The 25,236-nt window shown below is 62.7% G+C and carries 30 protein-coding genes; 22 read left to right on the top strand and 8 right to left on the bottom strand.

Annotated features, from left to right (window positions below):
- The first annotated feature begins 151 nt into the window (after positions 1-151).
- From X727_RS153355 to X727_RS1000000166325, 3 genes are all read left to right on the top strand, one after another.
- Positions 152-1,780, top strand: a complete 1,629-nt coding sequence (locus X727_RS153355; protein ID WP_023670993.1) for a DNA alkylation response protein — start codon at positions 152-154, stop codon at positions 1,778-1,780.
- A 124-nt stretch (positions 1,781-1,904) separates the two neighbouring features.
- Positions 1,905-2,492: a hypothetical protein gene (locus X727_RS153360; protein ID WP_023834121.1), complete on the top strand. Its 588-nt coding sequence runs from the start codon at positions 1,905-1,907 to the stop codon at positions 2,490-2,492.
- Positions 2,492-2,833: a DUF6105 family protein gene (locus tag X727_RS1000000166325; RefSeq protein ID WP_023752219.1), complete on the top strand. Its 342-nt coding sequence runs from the start codon at positions 2,492-2,494 to the stop codon at positions 2,831-2,833. Before X727_RS153360 ends, X727_RS1000000166325 begins: the two co-directional genes overlap by 1 nt.
- Here X727_RS1000000166325 and ruvX read toward each other — a convergent pair.
- Positions 2,751-3,257 (bottom strand): Holliday junction resolvase RuvX, encoded by a 507-nt coding sequence (ruvX, locus tag X727_RS153365; RefSeq protein ID WP_023724364.1) that lies wholly within the window; start codon positions 3,255-3,257, stop codon positions 2,751-2,753. The two genes, X727_RS1000000166325 and ruvX, sit on opposite strands and share 83 nt — an antisense overlap.
- A gap of 182 nt (positions 3,258-3,439) precedes the next feature.
- Here ruvX and X727_RS153370 point away from each other — a divergent pair, with 182 nt between their 5' ends.
- The 7 genes from X727_RS153370 to X727_RS153400 all read left to right on the top strand — a co-directional run bounded on the left by X727_RS153370 (position 3,440) and on the right by X727_RS153400 (position 8,371).
- Positions 3,440-4,147, top strand: coding sequence for a metal-dependent hydrolase (locus X727_RS153370; RefSeq protein ID WP_023834120.1), 708 nt, complete (start codon positions 3,440-3,442; stop codon positions 4,145-4,147).
- 44 nt (positions 4,148-4,191) lie between these two features.
- Complete coding sequence (locus X727_RS153375) at positions 4,192-4,608, top strand: hypothetical protein (RefSeq protein ID WP_023670998.1); 417 nt, start codon at positions 4,192-4,194, stop codon at positions 4,606-4,608.
- Positions 4,609-4,718: 110 nt separating this feature from the next.
- The gene (gene gatC, locus X727_RS153380) at positions 4,719-5,006 is read left to right on the top strand and encodes an Asp-tRNA(Asn)/Glu-tRNA(Gln) amidotransferase subunit GatC (protein ID WP_023670999.1); all 288 of its coding nucleotides are present in this window, start codon (positions 4,719-4,721) and stop codon (positions 5,004-5,006) included.
- A 7-nt stretch (positions 5,007-5,013) separates the two neighbouring features.
- Positions 5,014-5,469: a GNAT family N-acetyltransferase gene (locus X727_RS153385; RefSeq protein ID WP_023834119.1), complete on the top strand. Its 456-nt coding sequence runs from the start codon at positions 5,014-5,016 to the stop codon at positions 5,467-5,469.
- Positions 5,469-7,034: an amidase family protein gene (locus tag X727_RS153390; RefSeq protein ID WP_023834118.1), complete on the top strand. Its 1,566-nt coding sequence runs from the start codon at positions 5,469-5,471 to the stop codon at positions 7,032-7,034. Before X727_RS153385 ends, X727_RS153390 begins: the two co-directional genes overlap by 1 nt.
- A 1-nt stretch (position 7,035) precedes the next feature.
- On the top strand, positions 7,036-7,566 hold the full coding sequence (locus tag X727_RS153395) for a hypothetical protein (RefSeq protein ID WP_023671002.1): 531 nt from the start codon (positions 7,036-7,038) through the stop codon (positions 7,564-7,566).
- 7 nt (positions 7,567-7,573) lie between these two features.
- On the top strand, positions 7,574-8,371 hold the full coding sequence (locus X727_RS153400; protein WP_023734347.1) for a YdcF family protein: 798 nt from the start codon (positions 7,574-7,576) through the stop codon (positions 8,369-8,371).
- Here the strand turns inward: X727_RS153400 and X727_RS153405 are convergent.
- Entirely contained in the window at positions 8,320-9,063 is a 744-nt protein-coding gene (locus X727_RS153405; RefSeq protein WP_023671004.1) for a DUF599 domain-containing protein, read from the bottom strand. The genes X727_RS153400 and X727_RS153405 overlap by 52 nt on opposite strands.
- Positions 9,064-9,335: 272 nt before the next feature.
- Here X727_RS153405 and X727_RS153410 point away from each other — a divergent pair, with 272 nt between their 5' ends.
- The 4 genes from X727_RS153410 to X727_RS153425 all read left to right on the top strand — a co-directional run bounded on the left by X727_RS153410 (position 9,336) and on the right by X727_RS153425 (position 12,782).
- Positions 9,336-10,739 carry an L-serine ammonia-lyase gene (locus X727_RS153410; RefSeq protein WP_023726659.1) on the top strand — a complete coding sequence of 468 codons (1,404 nt, stop codon included), beginning with the start codon at positions 9,336-9,338 and terminating at the stop codon, positions 10,737-10,739.
- Positions 10,740-10,817: 78 nt separating this feature from the next.
- On the top strand, positions 10,818-11,255 hold the full coding sequence (locus X727_RS153415; protein ID WP_023824861.1) for a DUF1489 family protein: 438 nt from the start codon (positions 10,818-10,820) through the stop codon (positions 11,253-11,255).
- A 103-nt stretch (positions 11,256-11,358) separates the two neighbouring features.
- On the top strand, positions 11,359-12,084 hold the full coding sequence (locus X727_RS153420; RefSeq protein WP_023834117.1) for a hypothetical protein: 726 nt from the start codon (positions 11,359-11,361) through the stop codon (positions 12,082-12,084).
- Complete coding sequence (locus X727_RS153425; protein ID WP_023700739.1) at positions 12,084-12,782, top strand: DnaJ domain-containing protein; 699 nt, start codon at positions 12,084-12,086, stop codon at positions 12,780-12,782. Before X727_RS153420 ends, X727_RS153425 begins: the two co-directional genes overlap by 1 nt.
- A 46-nt stretch (positions 12,783-12,828) precedes the next feature.
- Here the strand turns inward: X727_RS153425 and X727_RS153430 are convergent, their stop codons facing one another.
- Positions 12,829-14,280 carry a D-alanyl-D-alanine carboxypeptidase gene (locus X727_RS153430; RefSeq protein WP_023834116.1) on the bottom strand — a complete coding sequence of 484 codons (1,452 nt, stop codon included), beginning with the start codon at positions 14,278-14,280 and terminating at the stop codon, positions 12,829-12,831.
- Between the two features lie 11 nt (positions 14,281-14,291).
- Between X727_RS153430 and X727_RS1000000167900 the strand changes: the two genes are divergently transcribed.
- The 4 genes from X727_RS1000000167900 to clpA all read left to right on the top strand — a co-directional run bounded on the left by X727_RS1000000167900 (position 14,292) and on the right by clpA (position 17,993).
- Entirely contained in the window at positions 14,292-14,567 is a 276-nt protein-coding gene (locus tag X727_RS1000000167900; protein WP_155923559.1) for a hypothetical protein, read from the top strand.
- Positions 14,564-14,893: a phasin family protein gene (locus X727_RS153435; protein WP_023671011.1), complete on the top strand. Its 330-nt coding sequence runs from the start codon at positions 14,564-14,566 to the stop codon at positions 14,891-14,893. The genes X727_RS1000000167900 and X727_RS153435 overlap by 4 nt, the downstream gene beginning before the upstream one ends.
- Before the next feature lie 277 nt (positions 14,894-15,170).
- Positions 15,171-15,497 carry an ATP-dependent Clp protease adapter ClpS gene (clpS, locus tag X727_RS153440; protein WP_023671012.1) on the top strand — a complete coding sequence of 109 codons (327 nt, stop codon included), beginning with the start codon at positions 15,171-15,173 and terminating at the stop codon, positions 15,495-15,497.
- A 6-nt stretch (positions 15,498-15,503) separates the two neighbouring features.
- On the top strand, positions 15,504-17,993 hold the full coding sequence (gene clpA, locus X727_RS153445; RefSeq protein WP_023671013.1) for an ATP-dependent Clp protease ATP-binding subunit ClpA: 2,490 nt from the start codon (positions 15,504-15,506) through the stop codon (positions 17,991-17,993).
- A gap of 102 nt (positions 17,994-18,095) precedes the next feature.
- Here clpA and X727_RS18345 read toward each other — a convergent pair whose 3' ends face one another.
- The 5 genes from X727_RS18345 to X727_RS153465 all read right to left on the bottom strand — a co-directional run bounded on the left by X727_RS18345 (position 18,096) and on the right by X727_RS153465 (position 22,314).
- Positions 18,096-19,310: a phosphatase PAP2 family protein gene (locus X727_RS18345; RefSeq protein ID WP_245274155.1), complete on the bottom strand. Its 1,215-nt coding sequence runs from the start codon at positions 19,308-19,310 to the stop codon at positions 18,096-18,098.
- A gap of 1 nt (position 19,311) precedes the next feature.
- Complete coding sequence (locus tag X727_RS153450; protein ID WP_023745118.1) at positions 19,312-19,740, bottom strand: HIT family protein; 429 nt, start codon at positions 19,738-19,740, stop codon at positions 19,312-19,314.
- 96 nt (positions 19,741-19,836) lie between these two features.
- On the bottom strand, positions 19,837-21,051 hold the full coding sequence (locus tag X727_RS153455) for a GNAT family N-acetyltransferase (protein WP_023745117.1): 1,215 nt from the start codon (positions 21,049-21,051) through the stop codon (positions 19,837-19,839).
- 55 nt (positions 21,052-21,106) lie between these two features.
- On the bottom strand, positions 21,107-21,835 hold the full coding sequence (locus X727_RS153460) for a glycerophosphodiester phosphodiesterase (protein WP_023745116.1): 729 nt from the start codon (positions 21,833-21,835) through the stop codon (positions 21,107-21,109).
- 14 nt (positions 21,836-21,849) lie between these two features.
- Positions 21,850-22,314 (bottom strand): RidA family protein, encoded by a 465-nt coding sequence (locus X727_RS153465; RefSeq protein ID WP_023693441.1) that lies wholly within the window; start codon positions 22,312-22,314, stop codon positions 21,850-21,852.
- Between the two features lie 138 nt (positions 22,315-22,452).
- Here X727_RS153465 and X727_RS153470 point away from each other — a divergent pair, with 138 nt between their 5' ends.
- The 4 genes from X727_RS153470 to rpsB all read left to right on the top strand — a co-directional run bounded on the left by X727_RS153470 (position 22,453) and on the right by rpsB (position 25,180).
- On the top strand, positions 22,453-23,283 hold the full coding sequence (locus X727_RS153470; RefSeq protein WP_023745115.1) for a cell envelope integrity EipB family protein: 831 nt from the start codon (positions 22,453-22,455) through the stop codon (positions 23,281-23,283).
- Between the two features lie 44 nt (positions 23,284-23,327).
- Positions 23,328-23,606 carry a DUF4031 domain-containing protein gene (locus tag X727_RS153475; protein ID WP_023671020.1) on the top strand — a complete coding sequence of 93 codons (279 nt, stop codon included), beginning with the start codon at positions 23,328-23,330 and terminating at the stop codon, positions 23,604-23,606.
- A complete protein-coding gene (locus X727_RS153480; protein WP_023688582.1) occupies positions 23,603-24,214 on the top strand; it encodes a LysE family translocator in 612 nt (203 codons plus the stop codon). Before X727_RS153475 ends, X727_RS153480 begins: the two co-directional genes overlap by 4 nt.
- A 177-nt stretch (positions 24,215-24,391) precedes the next feature.
- Positions 24,392-25,180, top strand: a complete 789-nt coding sequence (rpsB, locus tag X727_RS153485) for a 30S ribosomal protein S2 (RefSeq protein ID WP_023671022.1) — start codon at positions 24,392-24,394, stop codon at positions 25,178-25,180.
- Positions 25,181-25,236 lie beyond the last annotated feature (56 nt).

Genomic DNA, 25,236 nt, shown 5'->3' with positions numbered 1-25,236 from the left:
CAGCTTGGGATTGCGGCCTTTCTCCCCGGTATTTTCGTCGCGCGCGCCGCCTGCCTTGGGCTATATCTAGCCGATTGCTTCGGATTCGAAGCCTTGTGATGTGAGGCCTTTCTTGCGTTAGAAGGCCCTTCTACTTTCAGAAGGATTGGGCGTGACCGACGACGTGACCAACCAGCCTCCGCCGCTGACGGGCGGCAACGCCTGGCGGGGCGATCCGTTGCTGATCCAGCTTGCCGAGCGTTTTTCCGATCCGGTGCGCAAGGACCTCGACGGGCTTGGCCGGTTCGTCCTGACGCAGGAGGCGCAGGAGCTGGCGCGCCTCGCCAATGTTGAGACGCCGAAGCTCCGCACGCATGACCGTCAGGGCCGGCGCATCGACCTCGTCGAATTCCATCCGGCCTATCATGCGCTGATGCGCCGCTCGGTTGCCGGCGGCCTGCATTCCTCGATCTGGGAAAACGGCGATAGCGAGATCGGCCGTCGCCATCAGGTGCGCGCCGCGCGTTTCTACCTGACCGCCGAACTCGAGACCGGGCATCTCTGCCCCATCACCATGACCAGCGCTTCGCTGGCCGCCCTGATGGCCAGCCCAAAGCTGTTTCGCGAATGGGCGCCGCGCGTGACGACGCGCAAATACGACCAGAGCCAAAAGCCGCCGGTCGACAAGGCCGGGCTGACGCTCGGCATGGGCATGACCGAAAAGCAGGGCGGCACCGACGTGCGCGCCAACACCACACGGGCCGAACGCGCCGGCAGCGGCTTTTATCGCCTCACCGGCCACAAATGGTTCATGTCGGCGCCGATGTCGGACGCTTTTCTCGTGCTTGGACAGGCGCCGGAAGGGCTTTCCTGTTTTCTCGTCCCGCGCATCCTCGGCGACGGTTCCGGAAACGGCTTCCGCTTTCAGCGGCTGAAGGACAAGCTCGGCAACCGCTCCAACGCCTCATCGGAGGTAGAGTTCGTCAACGCCATCGGCGAGATGGTCGGCGAGCCCGGCGCCGGCATAAAGACAATCATGGACATGGTCACGCTGACCCGGCTCGACTGCGCCGTCGCCTCGTCGGCAATCATGCGAGCGGGGCTGGCTGAGGCCGTGCATCACGCCCGTCACCGCCAGGTGGCCGGCTCGACGCTGATCGAACAGCCGCTGATGCAGCGCGTGCTGGCGGACATGGCGCTCGATGTCGCCGCCGCCACGGCACTCTCGTTCCGACTGGCGCGCTCCTTCGACGAGGCTGCCGGCGACCGCGGCGAGGCTGCTTTTGCCCGCGCCATGACCCCGGTGGTCAAATACTGGGTCTGCAAGATCGCGCCGCCACTGCTCTATGAGGCGATGGAGTGCCTCGGCGGCAATGGCTATGTCGAGGAAGCGCCGCTCGCCCGCTACTACCGCGAAGCCCCGGTCAATGCGATCTGGGAGGGCTCAGGCAATGTCATGGCGCTCGACGTGCTGCGCGTGCTCGGCCGCGCGCCCGGCCTGTTCGAGGAGGTGCTGGCCGGCATCGACCGCGATCTCGGCGCCGGCGGACGCGGAACCATTGGCGTGCTCAAGGCGGCCATGCAGGTCGCCGGCACCGATGAGGGGTCGGCCCGCCTGCTGACCGAACAGCTGGCGCTGTCGGCGGCAGCTGCGGAATTGCGCCGGCTGGGGGCAGGGCGGATTGCGGACGCCTTCGTCGAGACGCGGCTCGCCGGCCAGTGGCGCAACACCTATGGCATGCTCGATTCGCGCCACGATGCGCGCATGATCATCGACACGCTCTATCCGCCGGTGAATTGAGGGCCTTCCGCCAGGCCGTGAACGAATTTGCCTGCCTGTGGACAGCCGTTAACCTTAACGAATGGTTTCCGTTGCAGCCGCAGGCCGCAGACCCCACTGTCTTTGTCACCAAAGCAGGAATGCCATGCGGCACATTTTGACGTCCTTTCTGGCCTTGCACTGGGCGCTGGTTTTCGCCCTGCTGGCGTTCATCTGTGTCGATGGAAACCGCGGCGTTGCGGGCGCTCTGGGCGTGCTCGGCGTCGTCGTGGAAAACACTCGTCTGGCCGATCTCGACAATGCTGCCGTCGTGGCGCAGCTGGCCATCGCCTTGCTGGTCGTGGCGGTGCTGTTTTGCTGGGTCTTCGTCGAGAGCCTGGTTAACGCCGCGGCGAGCCCGGACGGAGCCGACAGTGTGGCGCGGACCGCCTTCATTTCGGCATCCGCGGTGTTGTCGCTCATCCTGATCGGCGGCGCAGCGCGAGGCATCAACGGCCTGTTTTTGGTTGTCGCCGTGCAATTGGCGGCACTTCTGGCCTCCTATGTCGCCATGCTGGCCGAGCGGAGGTCGGTCTTCGCTGTCATGGTTTCTCGGGAGGCAGAGAGCCGCGCCACCGCCCATGCCATGGCCAAGGGTGCCGCGCACGGCTCCTTGCTGTCGCGCATTTCCGGCCGTCCGGACATTGGTCCCAGCGGTCGCAGAGGCGGCTCCAGCCGCAGGGACGGTCACTGATGCGCACGCTGTTCGCATTGTGGGCGACGCCACTCGCTCTGTTCTGGGGCTGGTTCTTCCTGTCGCTCAACGACATCAATTTCGGCTACGTCATGCTCAGCCGGCAGCTGCATGATTTCGTGTTCCAGCTCTACGGGCAGATGCTGGGCATCGATCCGGCGATCATTCCGGGCATGGTGGCAAGGGCCTGCGTCTTTGACGGCTTCCTGCTGATGGCATTGTGGGCGTTTCGCCGCCGCCGCAACATCACGGCCTGGGTCAGGCGGCAGGCGGGGAATCCGGTTCCGTCCGATCGCGTGGGTCAAGCGACTGGAGCCGGTCCAGAACTCCCTGCAGAATAAAGGCCGCAGCCGCCGAATCGATCTTGCCGGCGCGCTTTCGGCGCGAGAAATCCATCTCGATCAGCGTCCGCTCCGCCGCCACCGTCGACAGCCGCTCGTCCCACAGCACGAAGGGCAGGTCGGTTATGCCTGCCATGTTGCGCACGAAGGCGCGCGACTTCTGGGCGCGGGGACCTTCCGAGCCGTCCATGTTGATGGGGAGACCGAGTACAAACGCGCCGACATTGTCCTTCTGCAGCTGGGCGAGCAGCGCTGCCGCATCCAGCGAAAACTTTTTACGCAGGATGACAGGGCGCGGATGGGCAAAGGACAGGCCGCGGTCGGAAACGGCGACACCGATCGTCTTGTCGCCGAGGTCGAGTCCGGCCAGCGTCCTGCCGCCCTCCAGCCGTGCCGGCAGATCCTCGATTGCTATGATGCCCAACGGCTTTCCCCAACCAGCTTTACCGTGACCCAGTCTTAACCGTGACCCAGACTTACCGTGACCCAGACTTGCCGTCACAAAGAGCGCGACACGTTCTTTTGAACCGCGAGCACACTATGTCACTTTAATTTTGCTGCCGGCGTTCTATCTTCCGGCGCAACCAAAATCGAGGAACACGATCGATGAAATTGACCTGGTACGGACATTCCGCCTTCCGCGTCGAGACATCAGGCGCGACCATCCTGATCGACCCCTATCTCGTCGGCAACCCATCATGGACGAGCGGCTGGGAGGGGCCGGCGGAAGGCGTCACCCATGTGCTTCTGACCCACGGCCACAGTGATCATGTCAGCGGCGCGGTGGAGGTGCTGAAGAAGAGCGGCGCCCAGCTGGTCGCCAATTACGAGATCTGCATGTACCTGGTCGGCAAGGGCGTCGACGGCAAGAAGATCAATCCCGGCAATCATGGCGGCACCGTCGATTGCGGTGCCTTCACCACCACATTCGTGCAGGCACTGCATTCCTCGTCGTTTGGGCTCGATGGCGGCCAGAACGTCTACCTCGGCAATCCCAACGGGCTGGTCCTGCATTTCCCGGAGGACAAGACGCTCTACCATATGGGCGACACCGACATCTTCTCCGATATGGCGCTGATCGAGGAATTGCATGAGCCGAAGATCGGCGTCGTGCCGGTCGGCGACCGCTTCACCATGGGCGGCGCGGTGGCGGCCCTGGCCTGCCGGCGCTTCTTCCACTTCGACACCGTCGTGCCATGCCACTTCGGCACCTTCCCGATCATCGACGCGACGGCGGAGAAGTTCGTGGCCGGCCTCGAAGGATCAGGTGTCGACGTAGCCTTGCCAGCCATCGGCCAAACGATCACACTATAGAGCGATCGTTGAAACGATCCCTTGTCGCAAAGGGGAATTAAACCATGGGTTTGAGAGAGACTCTTTGCGTTTCGATGCTGGTCGCTGCGTCGCCCGCATCCGCCGCCGAGGACTTCATCAAGGGCGTTTACCTCCAGACCCAGGAGCTTTGCGCGCAAGCCAAAAAGGACACGCTGCAGACGCTGATTGACACCGGCAATGTCATCTTGTCGGCGGACGGCCTGCAAAGCGTCGAGTATAATTGCGAGTTCGTCCAGGTCACCAAGGCGACGCGCTCGCCGAGCTGGGCGGTCACTGCCATCTGCCAGGAGCCGGGCTTTCTCTTTCCCGATATACTGTCGATCACGCAGATGAACGCGACCCAAATCGACATCGTCTCGGTGCGCCCGACCGCCGACGAAGGCGAGCAGGCCGGCAATGGCGGCAGCTATTATCTGTGCGAGGGTGTATCGCTGCCCTAGGCTGAAATGCCGCCCTGGCATGAACGGGCTCTATCCCCAAGCACGATCGATGTTGCGCGGCACGCGCCACGCCGCTATAGCGCCATCTGGTTTTCCCAAAGGCTAAAGACATGTCCGTTGATCTGCAAACTGTGAAGCGCGTCGCGCGTCTCGCCCGCATTGCGGTGAGCGAGGAGGATGCCGAGCGCATGACCGGCGAGCTGAACGCCATTCTGGGCTTTGTCGAGCAGCTGAACGAGGTCGATGTCTCCGGCGTCGAACCGATGACATCGGTGACCCCGATGGAGATGAAGAAGCGCCAAGACATCGTCACCGACGGCAACAAGGCTGCCGATATCGTCGCCAACGCGCCGGCCACTGACGAGAATTTCTTCCTCGTGCCGAAGGTCGTGGAGTAGCTGGCCGATGGCAATCGAGATCGCCGTCGAAACGCCGCTGCAGGACGATGTCCGCGCTTTGGTCGAGGAGCTCAACGCGACGCTGCTCGAACTGACGCCGCCGGAGCATTGCTACCATCTGACGGTCGAGCAGATGGCTGGCGACGACACCACCGTGTTCATCGCCCGCGACGACGGGCAAGCCATCGGTTGCGGCGCGCTGAAGCGCCATGACGCCCGCGTCGGTGAGGTCAAGCGCATGTACACGCGGCCCTCGCATCGCCGCAGGAAGATCGGCGCCAAGATCGTCGAGCATGTCGAAACGCTGGCGCGCAGCGAAGGGCTGAAGCGCCTGGTGCTTGAAACCGGCGACCGCCATCCCGCCGCCTGGACCGTCTACGAACGCGCCGGCTTCTCGCGCTGCGGGCCGGTGCTGGATTATCCCGATTCCGAGTGGTCGGTGTTTTACGAAAAGAGCCTTTGATGAGCGGATTGACCCATCTGACAATTTCGCAGGCGCGCGCCAAGCTGCGCGCCAAGGAGATTTCTGCCGTCGAAATCACCGAGGCCTATCTCGGTGCCATCGAGCGCGCCAATCCGGTGCTCAATGCCTACATCGTCGTCACCGGCGACAAGGCGCGCGATATGGCCAAAGCTTCCGACGCCAGGCTCGCCAAGGGCCAGGGCGGTGCGCTGGAGGGCATCCCGCTCGGCATCAAGGATCTGTTCGGGACCGAAGGTGTCCACACCCAGGCCTGCAGCCATGTGCTCGACGGCTTCAAGCCGCGCTACGAATCGACCGTCACCGCCAATTTGTGGGCAGACGGCGCCGTCATGCTGGGCAAGCTTAACATGGACGAGTTCGCCATGGGCTCGTCCAACGAGACCTCCTATTACGGCCCTGTCGTCAATCCGTGGCGGCGTTCGCGCCTCGACACGGTGGTGATGCCGACCACGCATCAGGGCGATGGCGGTTTCGTTTCGGCCGGCGGCACGAAGACCGCGCGCAGGCTGGACAATGCCCAACTGGTGCCGGGGGGCTCGTCGGGGGGCTCGGCTTCCGCCGTCTCAGCTTTCCTGTGCGCCGGCGCCACCGCCACCGACACCGGCGGCTCGATCCGCCAGCCAGCCGCCTTCACCGGCACCGTCGGCATCAAGCCGACCTATGGCCGCTGCTCGCGCTGGGGCATCGTCGCCTTCGCTTCGTCGCTCGATCAGGCCGGCCCGATCGCCCGGGACGTGCGCGATGCCGCGATCATGCTGAAGTCCATGGCCTCGGTCGACCCCAAGGACACCACTTCCGTCGACCGGCCGGTGCCGGATTACGAGGCGGCGATCGGCAAACCGATCAGGGGCATGAAGGTCGGCATTCCCCGGGAATACCGCGTCGACGGCATGCCGGAAGAGATCGAGGCGCTGTGGCAGAAGGGCATTGCCTGGCTCAGGGATGCCGGCGCCGAGATCGTCGACATCTCGCTGCCGCACACCAAATACGCTTTGCCGGCTTATTATATCGTTGCGCCCGCCGAAGCGTCATCCAATCTGGCGCGCTATGACGGCGTCCGCTACGGCCTGCGCGTGCCGGGCCAGGACATTGTCGACATGTACGAAAAGACCCGAGCCGCCGGGTTCGGTCGGGAGGTCAAGCGTCGCATCATGATCGGCACCTATGTGCTGTCGGCAGGCTATTACGATGCCTACTATCTGCAGGCGCAGAAGGTGCGCAATTTGATCAAGCGCGACTTCGAGACGGTTTTTGCCGACGGCGTCGACGTCATCCTGACGCCGGCGACGCCGTCGGCCGCCTTCGGCATCGCTGACGAGGACATGGCCGCCGATCCGGTGAAAATGTACCTCAACGACATTTTCACGGTGACCGTGAACATGGCCGGACTGCCGGGCATTGCCGTGCCTGCCGGCCTCGATGCCAAGGGCCTGCCGCTCGGCCTGCAGCTGATTGGCCGTCCCTTCGACGAGGAAACCCTGTTCCAGACAGCCGCCGTCATCGAGCAGGCGGCGGGAACCTTCCAGCCGGAGAAGTGGTGGTAGCATGCCGCCTCCGTCTCGCATTTCCATCGTCGAGACGGGAAACGAACTGCTGATCACGAACCCGCCACGCACCTCGGATTTCAGGACAGTCTTTGTCCTGATCGGGGCCGCGATCGTCGCCTACACCGGCTACATGGGATTGACGGATATGTCGTCCGCAACGCTCACCAGCGGCACGCTCGGCCTGCTGTCCTTCGTGGCGGTCATTGCCCTCTTCACCTATTTCCTGGGCAAGGATTTCATCTGGCGGGTGTTCGGCAGGGAAACCCTGCGGCTGACCGACACCGCAGCCGTGCGCTCGGTGAGGGGTTCTTTGCGAAATCGGTGGTCACTGCCTTTGAAAGGGCATCTTAGGGTCGAAATCCTCGACCATACCTATCCCACGGACGAAGTGGGACTGTCGGAAGTCATCAGCTTGACCAACGCGAACGGCGTCCTTGTTTTCGGCAGGGAGTTAAGCCGCCTCGAAGCGGAAGCGGTAGCGAGTGCGGTCGAGCACTTCACCGGCCGTCACAATTTGAGCTGGAGATAGGCAGGCAATGTTCTTCTATCTCTCCAAGGTATTCTGGTTCTTCGTCCAACCACTCAACCTGGCGATCTTCCTGCTGCTTGCCGGCTTGCTCGCGGCGCTGATCGGCCGCCGGCGATTGGCGGCGACGGGCAGTGTGTTCGCCTTCCTGATTCTGGCGCTGTCGGCCTGGACGTCGCTTGGCGCCATGATGCTCAATCCGCTCGAAGAGCGCTTCCCAAAGCCGCCGCTGCCGCGGAAGGTCGACGGCATTGTCGTGCTCGGCGGCGGCTTCGAGGGCGCCATCAACTTGGCGCGCGGCGGCTATGAGCTGAATTCCGGCGGCGACCGCATGGTCGAGGCGGCGATCCTTGCCCGGCGCTTTCCCGAGGCGAAAGTGGTTATCTCGGGCGGCACCGGTGAACTGTTCATCGATGGCGAGGGGGATGCGGCCACCGCGCCGCGGCTGCTCGGTGCGCTTGGCGTCGACGCCGATCGCCTGATGCTCGAGAGCAAATCCCGCAACACCTATGAGAATGCCGTCTTAACCAAGGAACTGGTAACGCCGAAATCGGGCGAAACCTGGCTGCTGGTGACCTCCGCCTTCCACATGCCGCGCGCCAAGGCGCTGTTCGACAAGGCCGGCTTTCACACGGTCCCGTGGCCGGTCGACTATCGCACCTCGGGCAAGGAAGGCTTTGGCCTGTTTCGCGACAACGCACCCGATTCGCTGCAGACCACGACCATGGCGATCCGCGAATGGATCGGGCTCGCCGCCTATTGGCTATCGGGCCGGATCGACCAGCTTTTCCCCGGCCCGGGCGGCTGACCGATCACCGCTTGTCGCGCCGCTGAAAAGAACTGGCGCCGCACCAGCACCGCCAGAAGCAGCAGCGTCGACAGCACGAACACGATCGGGTCGACGAACCAGCCGAGATAGCCGATCGAGAAGAACACCGCGCGCAGGCCTGAATTGAAATGCTTGCCGGCCAGCATGTTCATGCGCGCCGCGCGCCACACCGCCGTTTCGCTGACCGGGTTGCGTGACGCCTCGCCATAGGGGATCGGCACCGCGCCGATCAGGATCGTGCAGTAGTTGAACAGACGGTAGGCCCAGCCGAACTTGAAGAAGGCGAAGGCCAGGATCAGCACCAGGCCAAAGACCTTGATCTGAAAGGCGGAGCGCGATGAGGTCGCGTTCAACGGCAGATCGTTCAGCACGGCAAGGACCTGATCCGAGGCGCCAAGCAGCGCGAAACAGCCACCGAGCGCAATCAGCGAACTGGAGGCGAAAAAGGCGGTGCCTTGCTGCAGGCCGCTCATGATGGCGGTGTCGACGATGCGGATTTCGCGCTCGGCCATGGTGCGCATCCAGGCCTCGCGCTGCACGTTCATGGCCATCGTCAACGACACCCGGCTGACCAGTCTGCCGTCGGACGCCAGCGTATGCAGCAACCATGCGAGCAGGAAGAAAGCCAGCGCCGCCAGATCAGCCGTCGACAGATGGAAGGAATCGCCCATGCCCCCTTTTACCACAGGCAAAGCGGTCAGTTCGATGCTCCAATGCATGCCGCCCAGAGGTGAGCTGCGGTTCTGGGACAACGACATGCATTGAAACAAGAACTTAAAGCGCGTCGCATGAATCCGTTTCAGCGCGACGCGCTTTCAGCCGGTGATGTCGCTGCCGGAGCAAACAAGGTCGGCAGGTGCAGCGCCGCAATCCGCAAAACAGCACAAACATCATGGAAAGTCCTATATGTAGGTCTTGATCCCATTCCCGGAGACGGCGCAGCGTGTTTCTTTCGGTTTTCGACCTGTTCAAGATCGGCATCGGACCGTCGAGTTCGCACACGATGGGACCGATGACAGCGGCGCGGCGGTTTCTCGACGAGATCGCCGGCGATGACTGGCCGCGCCCGGCCGGCGTCAAGGTCGATCGCATTGGCGCCAGCCTGCACGGCTCGCTCGCCTATACCGGTATCGGCCATGGCTCGGATCGCGCCGTTGTCCTCGGACTTGCTGGCCTGACACCGCAGACGGTCGATCCCGATCAGGCCGAGGGAATCGCCACGCGCATCGCCGCCGAGAAGCGGATATCGCCACGCGGCCATCCCTCCTATCGCTTCGATCCGGCGACGGATCTGGTGCTCGACCGCAAGACGCCGCTCACCGGCCACGCCAACGGCATGGCCTTCTACGCTTACGATGCCGGCGACCGGCTGCTGCTCAAGCGCATCTACTATTCCATCGGCGGCGGCTTCGTGGTGTCCGAGGAAGAGCTGCAGCGGATGAAGGTGAAGGGCTCGGTGACCACAGAAGGCAAGAAGGTGCCCTATCCCTTCAAGAATGCCGTCGAGATGCTGAAGATGGCAGGCAAAAGCGGCCTGTCTATCGCCGACATGAAGCGCGTCAATGAAGAGACACATATGTCGCGCGAGGAGCTCGACAACGGCCTTGATGCGATCTGGGGCGCCATGAAGGGCTGCATCGACCGCGGCCTGTCGCAGGACGGCATCATGCCGGGCGGGCTGAAAGTGCGCCGTCGTGCCCGCATGCTGCACGACAAGCTGCAGGAGCAATGGCAGCAGAACAAGCCCAACCCTTTGCTGGCCAATGACTGGCTGTCGATCTACGCCATGGCGGTGAACGAAGAGAACGCCGCCGGTGGACGCGTCGTCACCGCGCCGACCAATGGCGCGGCCGGCACATTGCCGGCGGTGCTGCGTTACTGGCTGCATTTCCACCCCGAGGCCGACCAGCCGAGCATCCGCGACTTCCTGCTCACGGCCGCCGCCGTCGGCGGCATCATCAAGACCAATGCCTCGATCTCCGGCGCCGAGGTCGGCTGCCAGGGCGAGGTCGGTTCGGCCTCGGCGATGGCTGCCGCGGGTCTCTGCGCCGTCATGGGCGGCACGCCCGAGCAGGTCGAGAACGCCGCCGAAATCGCGCTCGAACATCATCTCGGCATGACTTGCGATCCGGTCGGCGGTCTGGTCCAGGTGCCTTGCATCGAGCGCAACGCGCTCGGCGCCGTCAAGGCGGTCACCGCCGCCTCTCTGGCGATCAAAGGCGACGGCGTCCATTTCGTGCCGCTCGACGCCGCGATCGAAACAATGCGCCAGACGGGCCTCGACATGAACGAGAAGTACAAGGAAACCAGCCTTGGTGGGCTCGCCGTCAATGTCGTGGAATGCTGACCGCGCAACGCCACTGGCACTGTGGAGAAGTCGGGCAGGGCCGTTGACGCAATCGCGCGCCGGACTAAACCTTAAGCGATGGCACTCAATCTCCTAAAACTGTGCGTCGGTTGCGACAGCGTCGAGGACCTCGAAGAATGGATCGCCTTCCGCCTCGATGAGCGCCGCCGCGCCGGCGAACCCGCCGAGCACTGGCACACCACCCGCATGGTGCCGGCGCGCGGCGCCGAGGTCACCGATGGCGGTTCGCTTTATTGGGTGATCAAGGGCAGCGTGCAATGCCGCCAGCTGATCACTGATATCAGGCCCTTCACCGACGACGAAGGCATCGGCCGTTGCCGCCTGATGCTCGACCTCGACGTCGTGCGCACCGACTGGCAGCCGCGCCGCGCCTTCCAGGGCTGGCGTTATCTCAAACCGTCGGATGCGCCCGCAGATATCGGCAAGGGCAAGGCCGGAATGGTCGAGATGCCGCCGAAACTGAAGCGCGAGCTCGCCGATCTGGGCTTGCTGTAGAGCCAAGGGCGCGGCCGCTTCTCCCAGAGCGTCGAGCGCTGGCCCTTCATCTTGTCCAAGGCTGGACTTGCAAGGGGGCCGACAACGCCACATCTTGCTTCTTATGAGCGACAAGAAGCAGCGTGTGCCCGCAAGGGCCGATCCTGCGCCGGTCAAGCCTCAATCCAATGCCGGCGAGATCGACGCCTTTATCCGTCAGGCCCGGACGCTTGTCGCGACCGGCACGGGCCGGCTGATCCTTGCCCTCGACGCAACGATGAGCCGCCAGCCGACCTGGGATCTCGCCATCAAGCTGCAGGGCGAAATGTTCGACGCCGTTGGCAAGGCCGGCACCCTCAGTGTCCAATTGGCCTATTTTCGCGGGTTGGGCGAGTGCCGCTCGTCGGCTTTTGTCGCCGACACCAATGCCCTGAAGCAGCTGATGACGCGGATCGACTGCCGTGCCGGCCACACCCAGATCGGCAAGGTGCTGGCGCATGCGCTGAAGGAAACGGCGGCGGCCAAGGTCAATGCTCTGGTCTATATCGGCGACGCCATGGAAGAGGATATCGACGACCTGGCGCAGAAGGCCGGCAGCCTCGGTCTGCACGGCGTTCCCGTCTTCGTCTTCCAGGAAGGCCATGATCCCGGCGCAGAAAAGGCGTTCCAGGAGATTGCGCGGCTGTCCAAAGGGGCTTGGTTCCGATTTGATCGGCGGGCTGCCGCGACCTTGGCCGGGCTGCTTTCGGCGGTTGCCGTCTATGCGACGGGTGGATTGAAGGCGCTCGAGGCAAGGGACAGGCCGGGAGATCGGCTGCTGATCGAGCATCTCAGGGGCGGCAGGAATTGATGGGCGCTATCATTGCACTTGTTGCACTGTTTCTGGTGCTGCTCGGCGCGGCGACGATCTTTGTCCGTGCCGATGCGCAAAAACTGGCAAGCGGCATGCGCACGCTCGGGCCGGTGCTTCTGGCGCTGGTTGGCCTTGCCGTGCTGGTGGTCGGGCGCGAAGGCATTGCCGGCCTCATTCTGGCCGCGGCCCTTGCCTGGTACGGTTCGATGCGGATGAAGCGGCCGTCGGTCGGGCCGGCGCCCGGCAAGCGCTCGACGGTGCGGACCGCCGCACTGGAAATGGAGCTTGATCACGATACGGGCGGGCTTGAAGGCCTGGTTCTGGCCGGCCGCCATGAAGGCAAGATGCTGGGCGCGATGGGCCTGGCCGAGCTGCAGCAGCTTTACCGCGAACTCCCTGGCGACCCGGAGAGCCGCCAGCTCCTAGAGACGTATCTTGACGGCCGTTTTCCCGTTTGGCGCAAAGACGCTGAGGCGAACGGTGGCGAAGGGCTGGGTGTTGCGCCAGGTGCGGGCGCCATGACTAAGGAGGAGGCCTACAAGATCCTTGGTCTTGAAGCGGGGGCCGCCGCGGCGGATGTCCGCAAGGCGCACCGCCGCCTGATGCAGCGCCTGCACCCCGACATCGGCGGCACGTCTTTCCTGGCGGCGCGGATCAACGAAGCCAAGGACGTCTTGCTCTCCAATCACAACTAGTCTCCTTCGACGCAGTAAATTTCCGGGAGATGGTTCCGACGCCGCCCTACTGTTGGACGGCGTAGCAGGCGATTTTCTTTTTCTTCAGGGCATTGCAGGCATTCCAGGCCGCATCCTTCGAGCGGAAGCCGCCGAACCGGGCACGGTAATAGGTCTCGCCATCCTTTTCGAAGGCGACGGTGAAACCGGAAGCAGCCCCAAGAACTTTGGGCGCCAGCTTGGCGGTCTTGTCGAGGAAAGCCTGGGCTTCGGACTGCTTGGGCGACGACGCCACCTGCACCGCCCAACCAGCCGGCACCGAGGCCGTGTTGACCGGGTCGACCGCCTGTGGGGATACAGGCGTGGGTTCGGCATAGGCAGCCACAATCTGCGCAGTTTCGACCTTCGGCGCCGTCACGATGACGGTCTTGACCTTCCTGGTCTTGACGACGGGGGCGGGCTCTTCGACCGCGGCCACCGTCTGTTCGTCGGCAGACTGGCCTTCAGCAGACTGCTCGTCAGCGGATGTCGGATCGTCATTGGACGCCACGGCATCGTCTTCAACGATCGGCTTGCCATCCGGCGTCGGCGCGTCATGCTTGGGCAGGAAGACCTTGGCCAGCGCCTTGACCGGATTGTCGCCGCCGGCGTTGGCGACCAGGGCGCCGCCGCCGCGGGTCGATGCGCGCGGCATGTAGGCGTTGATCAGGCCGGCCATCTGGTTGTCGCGGCTGCGCCCCGAAGTGCCGCCCATGACGACGGCGACGAGGCGGCGGTTGCCATCCGAAACCGACGAGACGAGGTTGAAGCCGGAGGCGCGGGTATAGCCGGTCTTGATGCCGTCGACGCCCTTGATGCGGCCGAGCAGACGGTTGTGGCCATTGATGCGCTGGCGGCCGTAAAGGAAGGAGCGCTGCGAGAAATAGCCGTAATACTGCGGATAATGTTCCCTGAGCGCTATGCCAAGCATCGCCATGTCGTGGGCGGTTGTGAACTGGCCGGGATCGGGCAGGCCGTTGGCATTGCGAAACACGGTGCCGTCCATGCCGAGCGCGCGCGCCTTAGCGGTCATCATGCGGGCGAAATTGCTTTCGCTGCCGCCGAGCAGTTCGCCGAGCGCGGTCGCCGAATCATTGGCCGACTTGGTCACCATCGACAGGATGGCGGTCTCGACCGAAACCGCTCCGCCCGCCTTGACGCCGAGCTTGGTCGGCGGTTCGGCCGCCGCTTTGGCCGAGAACGGCACGGGCGTGTTCCTGCTGATCCGGCCCTTCGCCATGGCCTCGAAGGTCAGATAGAGCGTCATCATCTTGGTCAGCGACGCCGGGTAGCGCCGGCCGTTGGCATCGGACGAATAAAGCACCTTGCCGGTCTTGGCGTCGACGACGATCGCCGAAGACCTGGCGGCCATCGAGGACGCGGCATCCGCAACGACAAATGACATCGCCAAAGCGAGGATCATGATCGTTTTGAGGGAAGATGCGGATTTTGAACCGAAGACCGACAACGCCTGACGCACTGATAGTTCCTTTGAAACTCATTGCCCTGGAGGCGGCAAAGGGATCCGACCTCACTTGTTGTCAAACTATCGCAGCCAGCGTTACCAATCCGTTTATGGTAACCGGCGCGTTCACCATTTTCCTCGGGCTTGAGCCTTTCTTTATTCGAATTTTAGCTGATGCCGGCGCAGCGCGGCCTGATGCCGCTGAAATCTTGACTTTTGTGCAGCGCACAATATGTTCTCGTGCATTGCACAACCGCGCTCAGGCAAGGGCGCTTCAAAACGCCAAGGGAAACGTCAAATGACCCAGACCTACGAGGACTTCTCGAAATACGGCAAGGAGTTTGCCGATACCGGATTGAAGAGCTTCACCTCGCTCTCCAAGGGCGCGCAGGCGATCGCCACTGAAGCTGGCGAATACACCAAGAAGAGCTTCGAAGCCGGCAGCGCCGCGGTCGAAAAGCTGTTCTCCGCCAAGTCGCTGGAAAAGGCGGTCGAGATCCAGTCCGACTTCGCCAAGCAGAGCTATGAGAGCTTCGTTGCCGAGGCGACCAAGTTCGGCGATCTCTATGCCGATCTCGCCAAGGAGGCTTACAAGCCCTTCGAATCGATTGTCGCCAAGGCGAAGTAATTTCGCTCGAGAATACCAGGCACGGCCTTTCGGGCTTGCAAAACAGACCCGGTCGCGGATGCGCGGCCGGGTTTTTTCATGCCGGTTTCAATTCCGGGGCTTTGGCGGTTCACGATTTTGAAAATCGCCTCGGTTTGCCCACCTAGCCATATTGTCAGCTAACAAGAAGGGCTTAAAATCGTCCATCGAACACCTACATATCGAACTCGCCATGGGGATTCGAAAGAGGCAGGATTACGTGACTTCAGGTTTGACTGCCACGACAAGCGTGGTGCGGATGCAAAGTGACGGCGACGGCAATGAGGCTGGTCGCGGCACAGCCGTCATTACGCGCACGAAGACCAAGACCAAGAAGCCCAGCCTTTACAGGGTCCTCATCCTCAACGACGACTATACGCCCATGGAGTTCGTGGTTCACGTCCTGGAGCGTTTTTTTCAAAAGGACCGCGAAGCCGCCACACGCATCATGCTTCATGTTCACAATCATGGGGTGGGCGAGTGCGGGGTCTATACATTCGAGGTGGCCGAGACCAAAGTGTCTCAGGTCATGGATTTCGCCCGACAGAATCAGCATCCGCTGCAATGCGTGATGGAGAAGAAGTGAGGTAACATGCCGGCTTTCTCCCAAGGCCTGGAAAAGGCGCTTCACCAGGCGCTGACGCTCGCCAATGAGCGGCACCATGAATATGCAACCCTAGAACATCTGCTGCTCGCCCTCATCGACGACACCGAGGCGGCCGCCGTTATGCGCGCCTGCAACGTCGATCTGGACGAGCTGAAGCACACCGTTCTGACCTATATCGACACCGAACTCGACAATCTGGTCACCGGTTACGATGAGGATTCCAAGCCGACCGCCGGCTTCCAGCGCGTCATCCAGCGCGCCGTGATCCATGTACAGTCATCCGGCCGCGAGGAAGTGTCCGGCGCCAACGTGCTCGTCGCCATCTTTGCCGAGCGCGAGAGCCATGCCGCTTATTTCCTGCAGGAACAGCAGATGACCCGCTACGACGCGGTCAACTACATCTCGCACGGCATCGCCAAGCGCCCCGGCGCATCGGAGACGCGCTCGCCGCGCGGCGCCGATGACGAGCAGGGCGGCCAGAACGGCGCCGAGCCGCAGGAGGAAGGCGGCAAGAAGAAGCAGCAGCAGGATGCGCTGACGGCTTATTGCGTCAACCTCAACAACAAGGCCAAGGCCGGCAAGATCGATCCGCTGATCGGCCGCGAGAGCGAAATCAACCGCACCATCCAGGTGCTGTGCCGCCGCTCCAAGAACAACCCGCTCTATGTCGGCGATCCCGGCGTCGGCAAGACGGCGATTGCCGAAGGCCTGGCCAAGCGCATCGTCGAGGGCGATGTGCCCGAAGTGCTGCAGGACGCCACCATCTTCGCGCTCGACATGGGCACGCTGTTGGCCGGCACGCGCTATCGCGGCGATTTCGAAGAGCGGCTGAAGCAGGTCGTCAAGGAGCTCGAGGATTATCCGGGCGCCGTGCTGTTCATCGACGAGATCCACACCGTGATCGGGGCCGGCGCCACGTCAGGCGGCGCGATGGATGCGTCGAACCTGTTGAAGCCGGCGCTGTCTTCGGGAGCCATCCGCTGCATCGGCTCGACCACTTACAAGGAGTTCCGCCAGTTCTTCGAGAAGGACCGCGCTCTGGTGCGGCGCTTCCAGAAGATCGACGTCAACGAGCCGACCATCGAGGACGCCATCGAGATCATGAAGGGCCTCAAGCCCTATTATGAGGAATTCCACAAGGTGAAGTTCACCAACGAGGCGATCAAGGCTTCGGTGGAACTGTCGGCCCGCTACATCAACGACCGCAAGCTGCCGGACAAGGCGATCGACGTGATCGACGAGACCGGCGCCTCGCAGATGCTGGTGCCGGAAGCCAAGCGCAAGAAGACGATCGGCATCAAGGAGATCGAAGCCACGATCGCCACGATGGCCCGCATCCCGCCGAAGACGGTTTCGGCAGACGACGAGAAGGTGCTGCAAGGCCTCGACATCGAGCTGAAGCGCGTCGTCTATGGCCAGGACACCGCCATCACCGCGCTGACCTCGGCGATCAAGCTGGCGCGTGCCGGCCTGCGCGAACCGGAAAAGCCGATCGGCTCCTACCTGTTCTCAGGCCCGACCGGCGTCGGCAAGACCGAAGTCGCCAAGCAGTTGGCTGCCTCGCTCGGCGTCGAGCTGATCCGCTTCGACATGTCGGAATATATGGAACGCCACACCGTCTCGCGGTTGATCGGCGCGCCTCCCGGCTATGTCGGCTTCGACCAGGGCGGTCTGCTTACCGACGGGGTCGACCAGCATCCGCACTGCGTGCTCTTGCTGGATGAAGTCGAGAAGGCGCATCCAGACCTGTTCAACATCCTGTTGCAGGTCATGGACCACGGCAAGCTGACCGACCACAACGGCAAGCAGATCGACTTCCGCAATGTCATCCTTATCATGACCACCAATGCGGGCGCATCCGATGCGCAGCGCGCGGCGATCGGTTTCGGATCGACCAAGCGCGAAGGCGACGATGTCGAGGCCATCAACCGGTTGTTCACGCCGGAGTTCCGCAACCGTCTCGATGCGATCATCCCGTTCGGCTCGCTGCCGGTGCCGGTCATCCATCAGGTGGTGCAGAAGTTCGTCATGCAACTCGAGGCCCAGCTCTCCGAGCGGGGCGTCACCTTCGACCTGTCGTCCGACGCGATCGCCTGGCTGGCCGACAAGGGCTATGATGAGCGCATGGGTGCGCGGCCGCTCGGCCGGGTCATCCAGGAGCACATCAAGAAGCCGTTGGCCGACGAGGTGCTGTTCGGCAAGCTCAAGAAGGGCGGCACGGTGCGCGTCACAGTCGAGAAGAAGGAAACCGGCGAAACCGGCCTGAAGCTCGAATCACTGGCCGACGAAGCCCCGGTGCAGCCGAAGCAGGAGCCGGAAGAGGCGCCGAAAGCCCGCAAGGCGGTGGCCAAGAAGCCCGTCGCCAAGAAGGCGGTGGCGCAGAAGCCTCAGCCCAAGGGCAAGGACGAGCCCGAGCCGAAGGGCAAGGATGGCGGCAAGCGCAGCCTGGTGCCGCAACTGCCGCGCAAGAGCTAAAAAGTTCGCCAATGAAAAAGGCCCCGGTGACGGGCCCTTTTTTCATTGGCTGGCCGGTTTGCCGACACAGCGCCCCTGCTTTTCAGGTCAGATGTTGTTAGGTCAGGCGGCGACGCCCTCGGGTGCAAACTTGCCCAGGAAGAACCCGCACGCCTTCCAGATGGCGATCGAAATCAGAACGCTCGCATAGCCATCCACGGCATAATGCCAGCCAAGGACGACCGAGCCGACCATGATGATTGCGGCGAATGCCCACATCAAAAGGCCGGCCAACCGTGAGCGGCGTGTTGCATAAAGCGCGAAAAGCACCGCCATCGCTACATGCATGGACGGGAAGGCGGATATGCCGAGACTGCCTGGCGTCGCCCCGATATAGCCGCTCCACACAATGTCCTGCGTGCTGAGCGCCCAGATCGGATAGATGCGATCGGCGGCGGCGAGTGCTTGCATCAGGGAATGATAGTCGCTGCCCAGCCCCAGTCGCTCGTAAAAGCACGGCCCTGCCGAAGACAGGCCCATCGCCAGGAAAAAACCCGCCAGTATCCACACGAGCATGAAGCTCATCAGGAACTGGTGACGCAGCTTCGTGTCCCTGCGCGTGATGCAAGCGATGAAGACCGAGGCGATAAGGACGACGAACCAGGAATTGTAAGCCAGGTTGAACGATCTTACGGCGAGCGGCGACTGGACGATAAACCATAGCCATTCATGGGGCGCTCGGCCGAAATGCAGCACCCGGTCGGCCTGAGCCAATGCGTGATCCCATGCGAATGGCGAAAGGATCGCGACCGCGCCTTTCAACACACCGAAAGCGGATATGAGCGCAATGCACGCGGCCAGACCATTCAGGCTGTTGGCGTTGCGCTCGGCGTCGCCGAAGACGCCGCCGATCGATCGCAGAAAAGTGCCGAGCGGCTCAGGATCCCGCTTGATGAGTGCAAGGTGAAAAAAGCTGCCGAGTGCGAAGGCGCAGCCACCGATCCAGAAAGCGAAAAGAAGGTATTGGGAATAGTCTTCCAGCACGCCGAAATCCGGCATGTTTCCGGTGCGCAGGCCGACCGCGGCTGCCAAAAGCAGGGCAGCGATGGCCATCGCGTGCAGCAGGCGGTGTCGCCGGTACGCGTCCGCCAAGGTGCGCAGAAAGGCCCGCCCGGCAGCTGCTTTTACCAACGGCTCTGATGTCGCAACCGAATGTTCCACGATTTTGAAAACCCAAACGCATCCCGGTACGGAGCACGTTATCACGGCGTGGTTTGATATTTTCCTAACCGACGTGGTGGATTGTGGCTGAGCGCATCTCCCTGAGGCGCGCGCCACCTCAACCGTTCAGCGCTGCTCGGATCCTGGCCGCGTTCTCCGTCAGCACTTCGGGCTTCTCCATCTGCCCCGTATGCGGCTTGAGCGCGATGCCTTCGAACCGCGGGATGACATGGACATGTAGGTGGTAGACGGTCTGGCCGGACGCCGGTTCGTTGAACTGCAGGATGGTGACCCCGTCAGCGCCGAAAGCCTTTTTGACCGCCAGCGCGACCGTTTGGACCGTGGTGAACAGCCGGCCGAGCGTCGCGGGATCGGCATCGAGCAGATTGCGCGACGGTGCTTTGGGCACCACCAGCGTGTGACCGGGGCCTTGCGGCATCACATCCATGAAGGCGACCACGGCATCATCCTCGTAGATGCGGTGCGAGGGGATTTCGCCGCGCAGGATCTTTGCGAAGATATTGCTGGGGTCGTAGGCCTCGGTCATGGCGGCGCTCCGGGAGTATGCTCCCGGTGTAGCGAAGCTGTCCCGGACCGGCAAGATGGTCAGGTAAGATGGTCAGGCGAGGGCAGGCGCGGATCGCTATTCCTCAAGATCCTTGCGGAACGGCGTATGCTCTTCCAGAATTTCGCCCATCCGCTCGACCTCGCGCCGCTCACGCCGGAGATAATCGGCCACAGCATTGCGCAGGCCGGGATGTGCGATGTAGTGCGCCGAATGCATGGTCACGGGACGATAGCCGCGCGCCAGTTTGTGCTCACCCTGCGCGCCGGCCTCGATCACCTTCAGCTTGCGCTCGATGGCGAAGTCGATGGCCTGATGGTAGCAGACTTCGAAATGCAGGAACGGGTGGTCCTCGATGCAGCCCCAATTGCGGCCGTAGAGCGCATCGGAGCCGATGAAGTTGATGGCGCCGGCGACATAGCGGCCATTGCGCTTGGCCATGATCAACAGGATGTCCTGGGACATGCGCTCGCCGATCAGCGAGAAGAACTTGCGGTTGAGATAGGGCCGGCCCCATTTGCGGCTGCCGGTATCCATATAGAAGGCGAAGAAATCGTCCCACGCCTTTTCGGTCAGGTCCTTGCCGGTCAGCCGGTCGATCGAGATACCGTTGGCGAGCGCCTCGCGGCGCTCCTTCTTCATCGCCTTGCGCTTGCGCGATGCCAGCGTGGCGAGAAAGTCGTCATAGGTCGAAAAGCCTTCGTTGAAGAAATGGAACTGCTGGTCGGTGCGGTGCAGGAAGCCGGCTGCTTCCAGCGTTGCAACGTCGCTTTCATTGGCGAAGGTGACATGCGCGGAGGACACGCCGAGCTTTTCCGTCACCGCCTTCAGGCCCGCTGCGAGACCGGCCTTCACAATGGCGCTGTCCTCGCCCTTGCTGACCAGCAGGCGAGGGCCGGTGACCGGAGAGAACGGCACGGCGCATTGCAGTTTCGGATAGTAGTTGCCGCCGGCGCGTTCGAACGCATCGGACCAGCCGTGGTCGAAGACATATTCGCCCTGGCTGTGCGATTTGAGATAGCAGGGCACGGCGCCCAGCAATCTGCCTTGGGCATTTTCCAGTCTGAGATGATGACCTTGCCAGCCGGTGCGCCGCACGGCGCAGCCGGAATCTTCAAGCGCGCTCAGAAAAGCATATGAAACGAGAGGGTTATAGCCGTTTTCTGTGTCGCTGCGGGTTGTGCCGGTAAAGCCGTTCCACTCGTCGCATGTGAAGGCATTGATGCCGGCGGCGACGCGGATGGAGAACTCCGCATTCGCCGTTTGCCCATCGCCTTCGTCACCCTGATCCATGAGGCTTATTTAAGCTCTGTCGGGGCCGCTACAAGTCACGTTTCAGGCACTCCCATCAGGCGACTTTGACCAGATCGGGTTCGAACCCTTCGAACGTCATCTGGTCGGCGTATTTGAAGGTGAGATCCACCGCCGGCTGGTCATGCACCGTCCAGGTGATGACAGGCATTTTAAGCCTTTCGCGCACGAAGCTGACGAACGGGTTCGGCAGATCGCCCGCGGCATAGGAGGTGAAGGCGAGGTCATGCGCCAGCATGGCGAAATGCGCCTCGATCAACTGGTTGTCCTTGCCATAGGCCGTGAGCCCGCCCGGAATTCCTGGCGCATCCCTGGGGAAATCGCGGACCAGCCAGTGGTCGAACGACATGATCGCCGCCTTGCCCTTGTAGCGCTCCAGCATCTTGCCGACGCTCGCCACCAGGCCCTCGTCGTAGCCGGGCACGCCCTTCAATTCGACCACCAGAGGCACGCGGCCGTCGACCAGGTCGAGCACCTCCTGAAGTGTCGGCACATGGTCCTTGGTGCCGCCGATGCTGAGCGCCGCCAGTTCCGCTGCCGTGCGCTGCCAGACGAAGCCGTCCTGGCCGGTCAACCGCCTGAGATCGCCGTCATGAATGATGACGGGGACGCGGTCGGACGACAAATGCACGTCGCATTCGATCGCATAGCCGCGCTCGGCGGCAGCAGCGAAGGCCGACAGCGTGTTTTCCCAGCGCGTCTTGTTCATGTCGTGAAAGCCGCGATGCGCCACCGGGCGGGCGGTCAGCCAGGAAAGGTCGGTCATTGTCTTGGTCCTGCTCATGCGACCTCGAAGACGGCTTCGATTTCCACTGCGGCATTAAGCGGCAGACAGGCGGTGCCGACGGCGGAGCGGGCATGCTTGCCGCGCTCGCCAAGGGCCGCGACCAGGAAATCGGAGGCGCCATTGGCGACCAGATGCTGCTCGACGAAGTCCGGCACTGATGCAACAAACACGGTAATCTTGACCAAACGCTGGATTTTTTCGAGATCGCCAAGTGCTGCTTTTGCCTGGGCCAAGATGTTGATTGCACAGTACTTTGCGCCTTCCTTGCCGGTTGCCGTGTCGACGTCGCGGCCGAGCAGGCCGCTTGCCTGCAGCTTGCCGTCCTTGAGCGGCAACTGCCCGGCGGTGAACAAAAGATTGCCGGACCTGCAATAGGGCACATAGTTCGCGGCGGGCGCTGCGGCGGCAGGTATCGTCACGCCGAGATCGCTTAGCCGCTTTTCGATTGTTTCACTCATCGTATTTCCCTATTGCTTGGAGACGCCGCGCTGGCCGGGCCGAAATTGCTATTTTTGCCTCGCTTCCGCCACGACTTTTTTTAAGCTGGACCATCTTTACCTGCTGCCTGCCATCAGCTGCGACGATCGGAGCCCCTTATGCGCGCAACGCGCCTTGCCTTCCACGCCGTTCTCTTTCCGGTGCTGTTCTCGATGGCTCCAGCCTTTGCCGTGCCGGCGCTGCAGGCGCATCGCGCCGTCTACGATCTTACCCTCGACAAGGCGTCGGACCGCTCGGGCATCACCGGGATTTCCGGCCGCATGGTCTATGAGTTCAACGGCTCGCCCTGCGAGGGCTATACGGTAAAATTCCGTTTCGTCACCCAGATCGCCACCGGCGACAACACCAGGCTGACCGACCAGCAGACGACCACGTTCGAGGACGCCGAAGGCAAGACCTTCTCGTTCGTGACCAAATCCTTCGTCGACCAGAACCTAGACAAGGAGGTCAAAGGCACCGCCACAAAAGAGACCAAGGGCCTCAAGGTCGATATCGACAAGCCCGAGAAGAACAGCCTCGAACTCGCCGCCACCCAGTTCCCGACCCAGCATCTGGTCGAACTGATCGGCAAGGCCGAGAAGGGCGAGAATTTCTACGAAACCAGCCTGTTCGACGGTTCGGAGGATGCCAACAAGGTGATGACCACCACCGTCATCGTCGGCAAGAAGGCCGAGGGCGACAAGGCCGACCCCGAAGCGCCGGCGCTGGCCAGACTTGCCGGCGACAAATACTGGCCGGTCGACATCGCCTATTTCGACGAGACCGACAAATCGGGCGAAGAGGTGCCGGAATACCGCATCAGCTTCAAGCTGCACGAGAACGGCATCACCCGCGACCTCACAATGGACTATGGCGAGTTCTCGATGACCGGAAAGCTGGTCAACCTGTCGCTGTTCGATCAGACCAAGCCTTGCCCGGTCTCGAGATAGCAACAATGCGGCGCTGGCCACGGCAGGCTTGATGGCAGTTCCCGATGGCGGTCTATGTCGATGCGGCGATCTGGAAATGGGCCGGCCATCGCTGGTGCCACCTGATGGCCGACGATACGGACGAACTGCATCGTTTCGCCGCCGAGCTTGGCGTCAAGCGTTCGTCCTACCAGGGGCCGCCCAGGACATCGGCGCCGCACTATGACATAACCGGCTTCGAGCGCGACCGGGCGGTGCGGCTCGGCGCCATCGAATGCAGCCGCGAGGAGATCGTTGCGATCTTCAGGCGCGTACGGGTACCCAACGGAAAGGGCCGATCGTGACGCTAACGGCATTCCTGGCTTATTGCCTTGCCATCACACTTGCCGCCGCCACGCCGGGACCGGCGATGTTCACGGTGATCACCAACGGCGTGGCACGCGGCTTCCTGCGTGCGTTCGTCGCCGGAATGGGCATTGCCGCCGGCGATGCCGTGCTGGTCACCCTGGCACTGCTCGGGCTGGTGGCGCTGGCCCAGACCTTCGAATGGGTGTTTCTCCTGTTGAAATACGCCGGTGCGGCCTACCTGATTTTCCTCGGCATCAAGATGTGGCGGGCCGCGGCCGCGCAATCGGCCGCGCAAGGAATCCCCCAAACCGGATTGTCGCGTTCGTTCCTGCTTGGCGCCTCCGTGGCGCTCGGCAACCCGAAGGCGATCCTGTTCCACGCCTCGATCATGCCGCTGATCCTCAACCTCGACACCATGACGTTTGCCGACGGCCTGCTGGTGGTGGCAGTCGTCGTCGGCGCCAATATTCTCACCATGGGCATCTACGCCGCGCTGGCGGGCAGGGCATCCGGCTGGTTCAGGACGCCCGAACGCATGCGGCTGATTAACCGGTTCGCCGGCAGCGCCATGATCGGCACCGGAGCGCTGATTGCCGCACGCTGAGCGATGAAGCACCTCACCGCTTGCGTTTGCAGCGCTTCCCCTCTATATGCGCGCTCATTCCACACACGGACTTTGGTGTCTGCCCGGGAGAAATCCGGCTGAAACCTCCGGTGGCGTTCGAGGACAAAGTCCAAAAATGCCTGTGTCCGTGGAGGCTAACCGGAAAAGGAACTAAGAATGGCACTGCCTGATTTCAGCATGCGCCAGCTTTTGGAAGCTGGCATTCACTTCGGCCACCAGACCCACCGCTGGAACCCGAAGATGGCGCCTTACATCTACGGCGCCCGCAACAACATCCACATCATCGACCTGTCGCAGACGGTGCCTTTGCTGCACCAGGCTCTGAAGCAGGTTTCCGACACCGTTGCCAAGGGCGGCCGCGTGCTGTTCGTCGGCACCAAGCGCCAGGCGTCCGACATCGTCGCCGACGCCGCACAGCGTTCGGCCCAATACTATGTCAACTCGCGTTGGCTCGGCGGCATGCTGACCAACTGGAAGACGATCTCGAATTCGATCCAGCGCCTGCGCAAGCTCGACGAGATGCTGGCCGGTGAGGCCCAGGGCCTGACCAAGAAGGAACGCCTGAACCTCGACCGCGAGCGCGAGAAGCTCGACAAGGCGCTCGGCGGTATCAAGGACATGGGCTCGACCCCCGACCTGATGTTCGTCATCGACACCAACAAGGAAGCGATCGCCATTCTCGAGGCCAAGCGCCTCGGCATTCCGGTCGTTGCCATCATCGATTCGAACTGCGATCCGGACAAGATCGACTTCCCGATCCCCGGTAATGACGACGCGGCGCGCGCCATCCAGCTCTATTGCGACCTGATCGCCAAGGCTGCCATCGACGGCATCGCCCGCCAGCAGGGCGCGCTCGGCGTCGACATCGGCGCCTCGGTCGAAGCTCCGGTCGAACCGGCGCTTGATCCGGCTCCGGCCCCGGCTGCGGACGCTCCGGAAGCTTGACAATCGAAGGCCGGTTGCGGCCTTCATCATTCTCATATTTGGCACGCTAGACGGAC

This window comes from Mesorhizobium sp. L103C105A0 (assembly GCF_000502215.1).
GTDB lineage: Bacteria > Pseudomonadota > Alphaproteobacteria > Rhizobiales > Rhizobiaceae > Mesorhizobium.
The sequence above is the reverse complement of the archived record's forward strand: the minus strand, read 5'-3'. Positions and strand labels throughout refer to the sequence as shown.

Coding starts and splice junctions, on each gene's coding strand:
- X727_RS153400 (WP_023734347.1), top strand. CDS start 7,574: ATGTTCTTCTATCTCTCCAAGGTATTCTGGTTCTTCGTCCAACCACTC.
- X727_RS153385 (WP_023834119.1), top strand. CDS start 5,014: ATGGCAATCGAGATCGCCGTCGAAACGCCGCTGCAGGACGATGTCCGC.
- X727_RS153460 (WP_023745116.1), bottom strand. CDS start 21,835: ATGACCGACCTTTCCTGGCTGACCGCCCGCCCGGTGGCGCATCGCGGC.
- X727_RS153425 (WP_023700739.1), top strand. CDS start 12,084: ATGGGCGCTATCATTGCACTTGTTGCACTGTTTCTGGTGCTGCTCGGC.
- X727_RS153475 (WP_023671020.1), top strand. CDS start 23,328: ATGGCGGTCTATGTCGATGCGGCGATCTGGAAATGGGCCGGCCATCGC.
- X727_RS153415 (WP_023824861.1), top strand. CDS start 10,818: ATGGCACTCAATCTCCTAAAACTGTGCGTCGGTTGCGACAGCGTCGAG.
- X727_RS153390 (WP_023834118.1), top strand. CDS start 5,469: ATGAGCGGATTGACCCATCTGACAATTTCGCAGGCGCGCGCCAAGCTG.
- X727_RS153465 (WP_023693441.1), bottom strand. CDS start 22,314: ATGAGTGAAACAATCGAAAAGCGGCTAAGCGATCTCGGCGTGACGATA.
- X727_RS153455 (WP_023745117.1), bottom strand. CDS start 21,051: ATGGATCAGGGTGACGAAGGCGATGGGCAAACGGCGAATGCGGAGTTC.
- clpS (WP_023671012.1), top strand. CDS start 15,171: ATGCAAAGTGACGGCGACGGCAATGAGGCTGGTCGCGGCACAGCCGTC.
- rpsB (WP_023671022.1), top strand. CDS start 24,392: ATGGCACTGCCTGATTTCAGCATGCGCCAGCTTTTGGAAGCTGGCATT.
- X727_RS153405 (WP_023671004.1), bottom strand. CDS start 9,063: ATGGGCGATTCCTTCCATCTGTCGACGGCTGATCTGGCGGCGCTGGCT.
- X727_RS153360 (WP_023834121.1), top strand. CDS start 1,905: ATGCGGCACATTTTGACGTCCTTTCTGGCCTTGCACTGGGCGCTGGTT.
- X727_RS1000000166325 (WP_023752219.1), top strand. CDS start 2,492: ATGCGCACGCTGTTCGCATTGTGGGCGACGCCACTCGCTCTGTTCTGG.
- X727_RS153450 (WP_023745118.1), bottom strand. CDS start 19,740: ATGACCGAGGCCTACGACCCCAGCAATATCTTCGCAAAGATCCTGCGC.
- X727_RS153470 (WP_023745115.1), top strand. CDS start 22,453: ATGCGCGCAACGCGCCTTGCCTTCCACGCCGTTCTCTTTCCGGTGCTG.
- X727_RS153375 (WP_023670998.1), top strand. CDS start 4,192: ATGGGTTTGAGAGAGACTCTTTGCGTTTCGATGCTGGTCGCTGCGTCG.
- X727_RS153435 (WP_023671011.1), top strand. CDS start 14,564: ATGACCCAGACCTACGAGGACTTCTCGAAATACGGCAAGGAGTTTGCC.
- X727_RS153420 (WP_023834117.1), top strand. CDS start 11,359: ATGAGCGACAAGAAGCAGCGTGTGCCCGCAAGGGCCGATCCTGCGCCG.
- X727_RS153395 (WP_023671002.1), top strand. CDS start 7,036: ATGCCGCCTCCGTCTCGCATTTCCATCGTCGAGACGGGAAACGAACTG.
- clpA (WP_023671013.1), top strand. CDS start 15,504: ATGCCGGCTTTCTCCCAAGGCCTGGAAAAGGCGCTTCACCAGGCGCTG.
- X727_RS153370 (WP_023834120.1), top strand. CDS start 3,440: ATGAAATTGACCTGGTACGGACATTCCGCCTTCCGCGTCGAGACATCA.
- gatC (WP_023670999.1), top strand. CDS start 4,719: ATGTCCGTTGATCTGCAAACTGTGAAGCGCGTCGCGCGTCTCGCCCGC.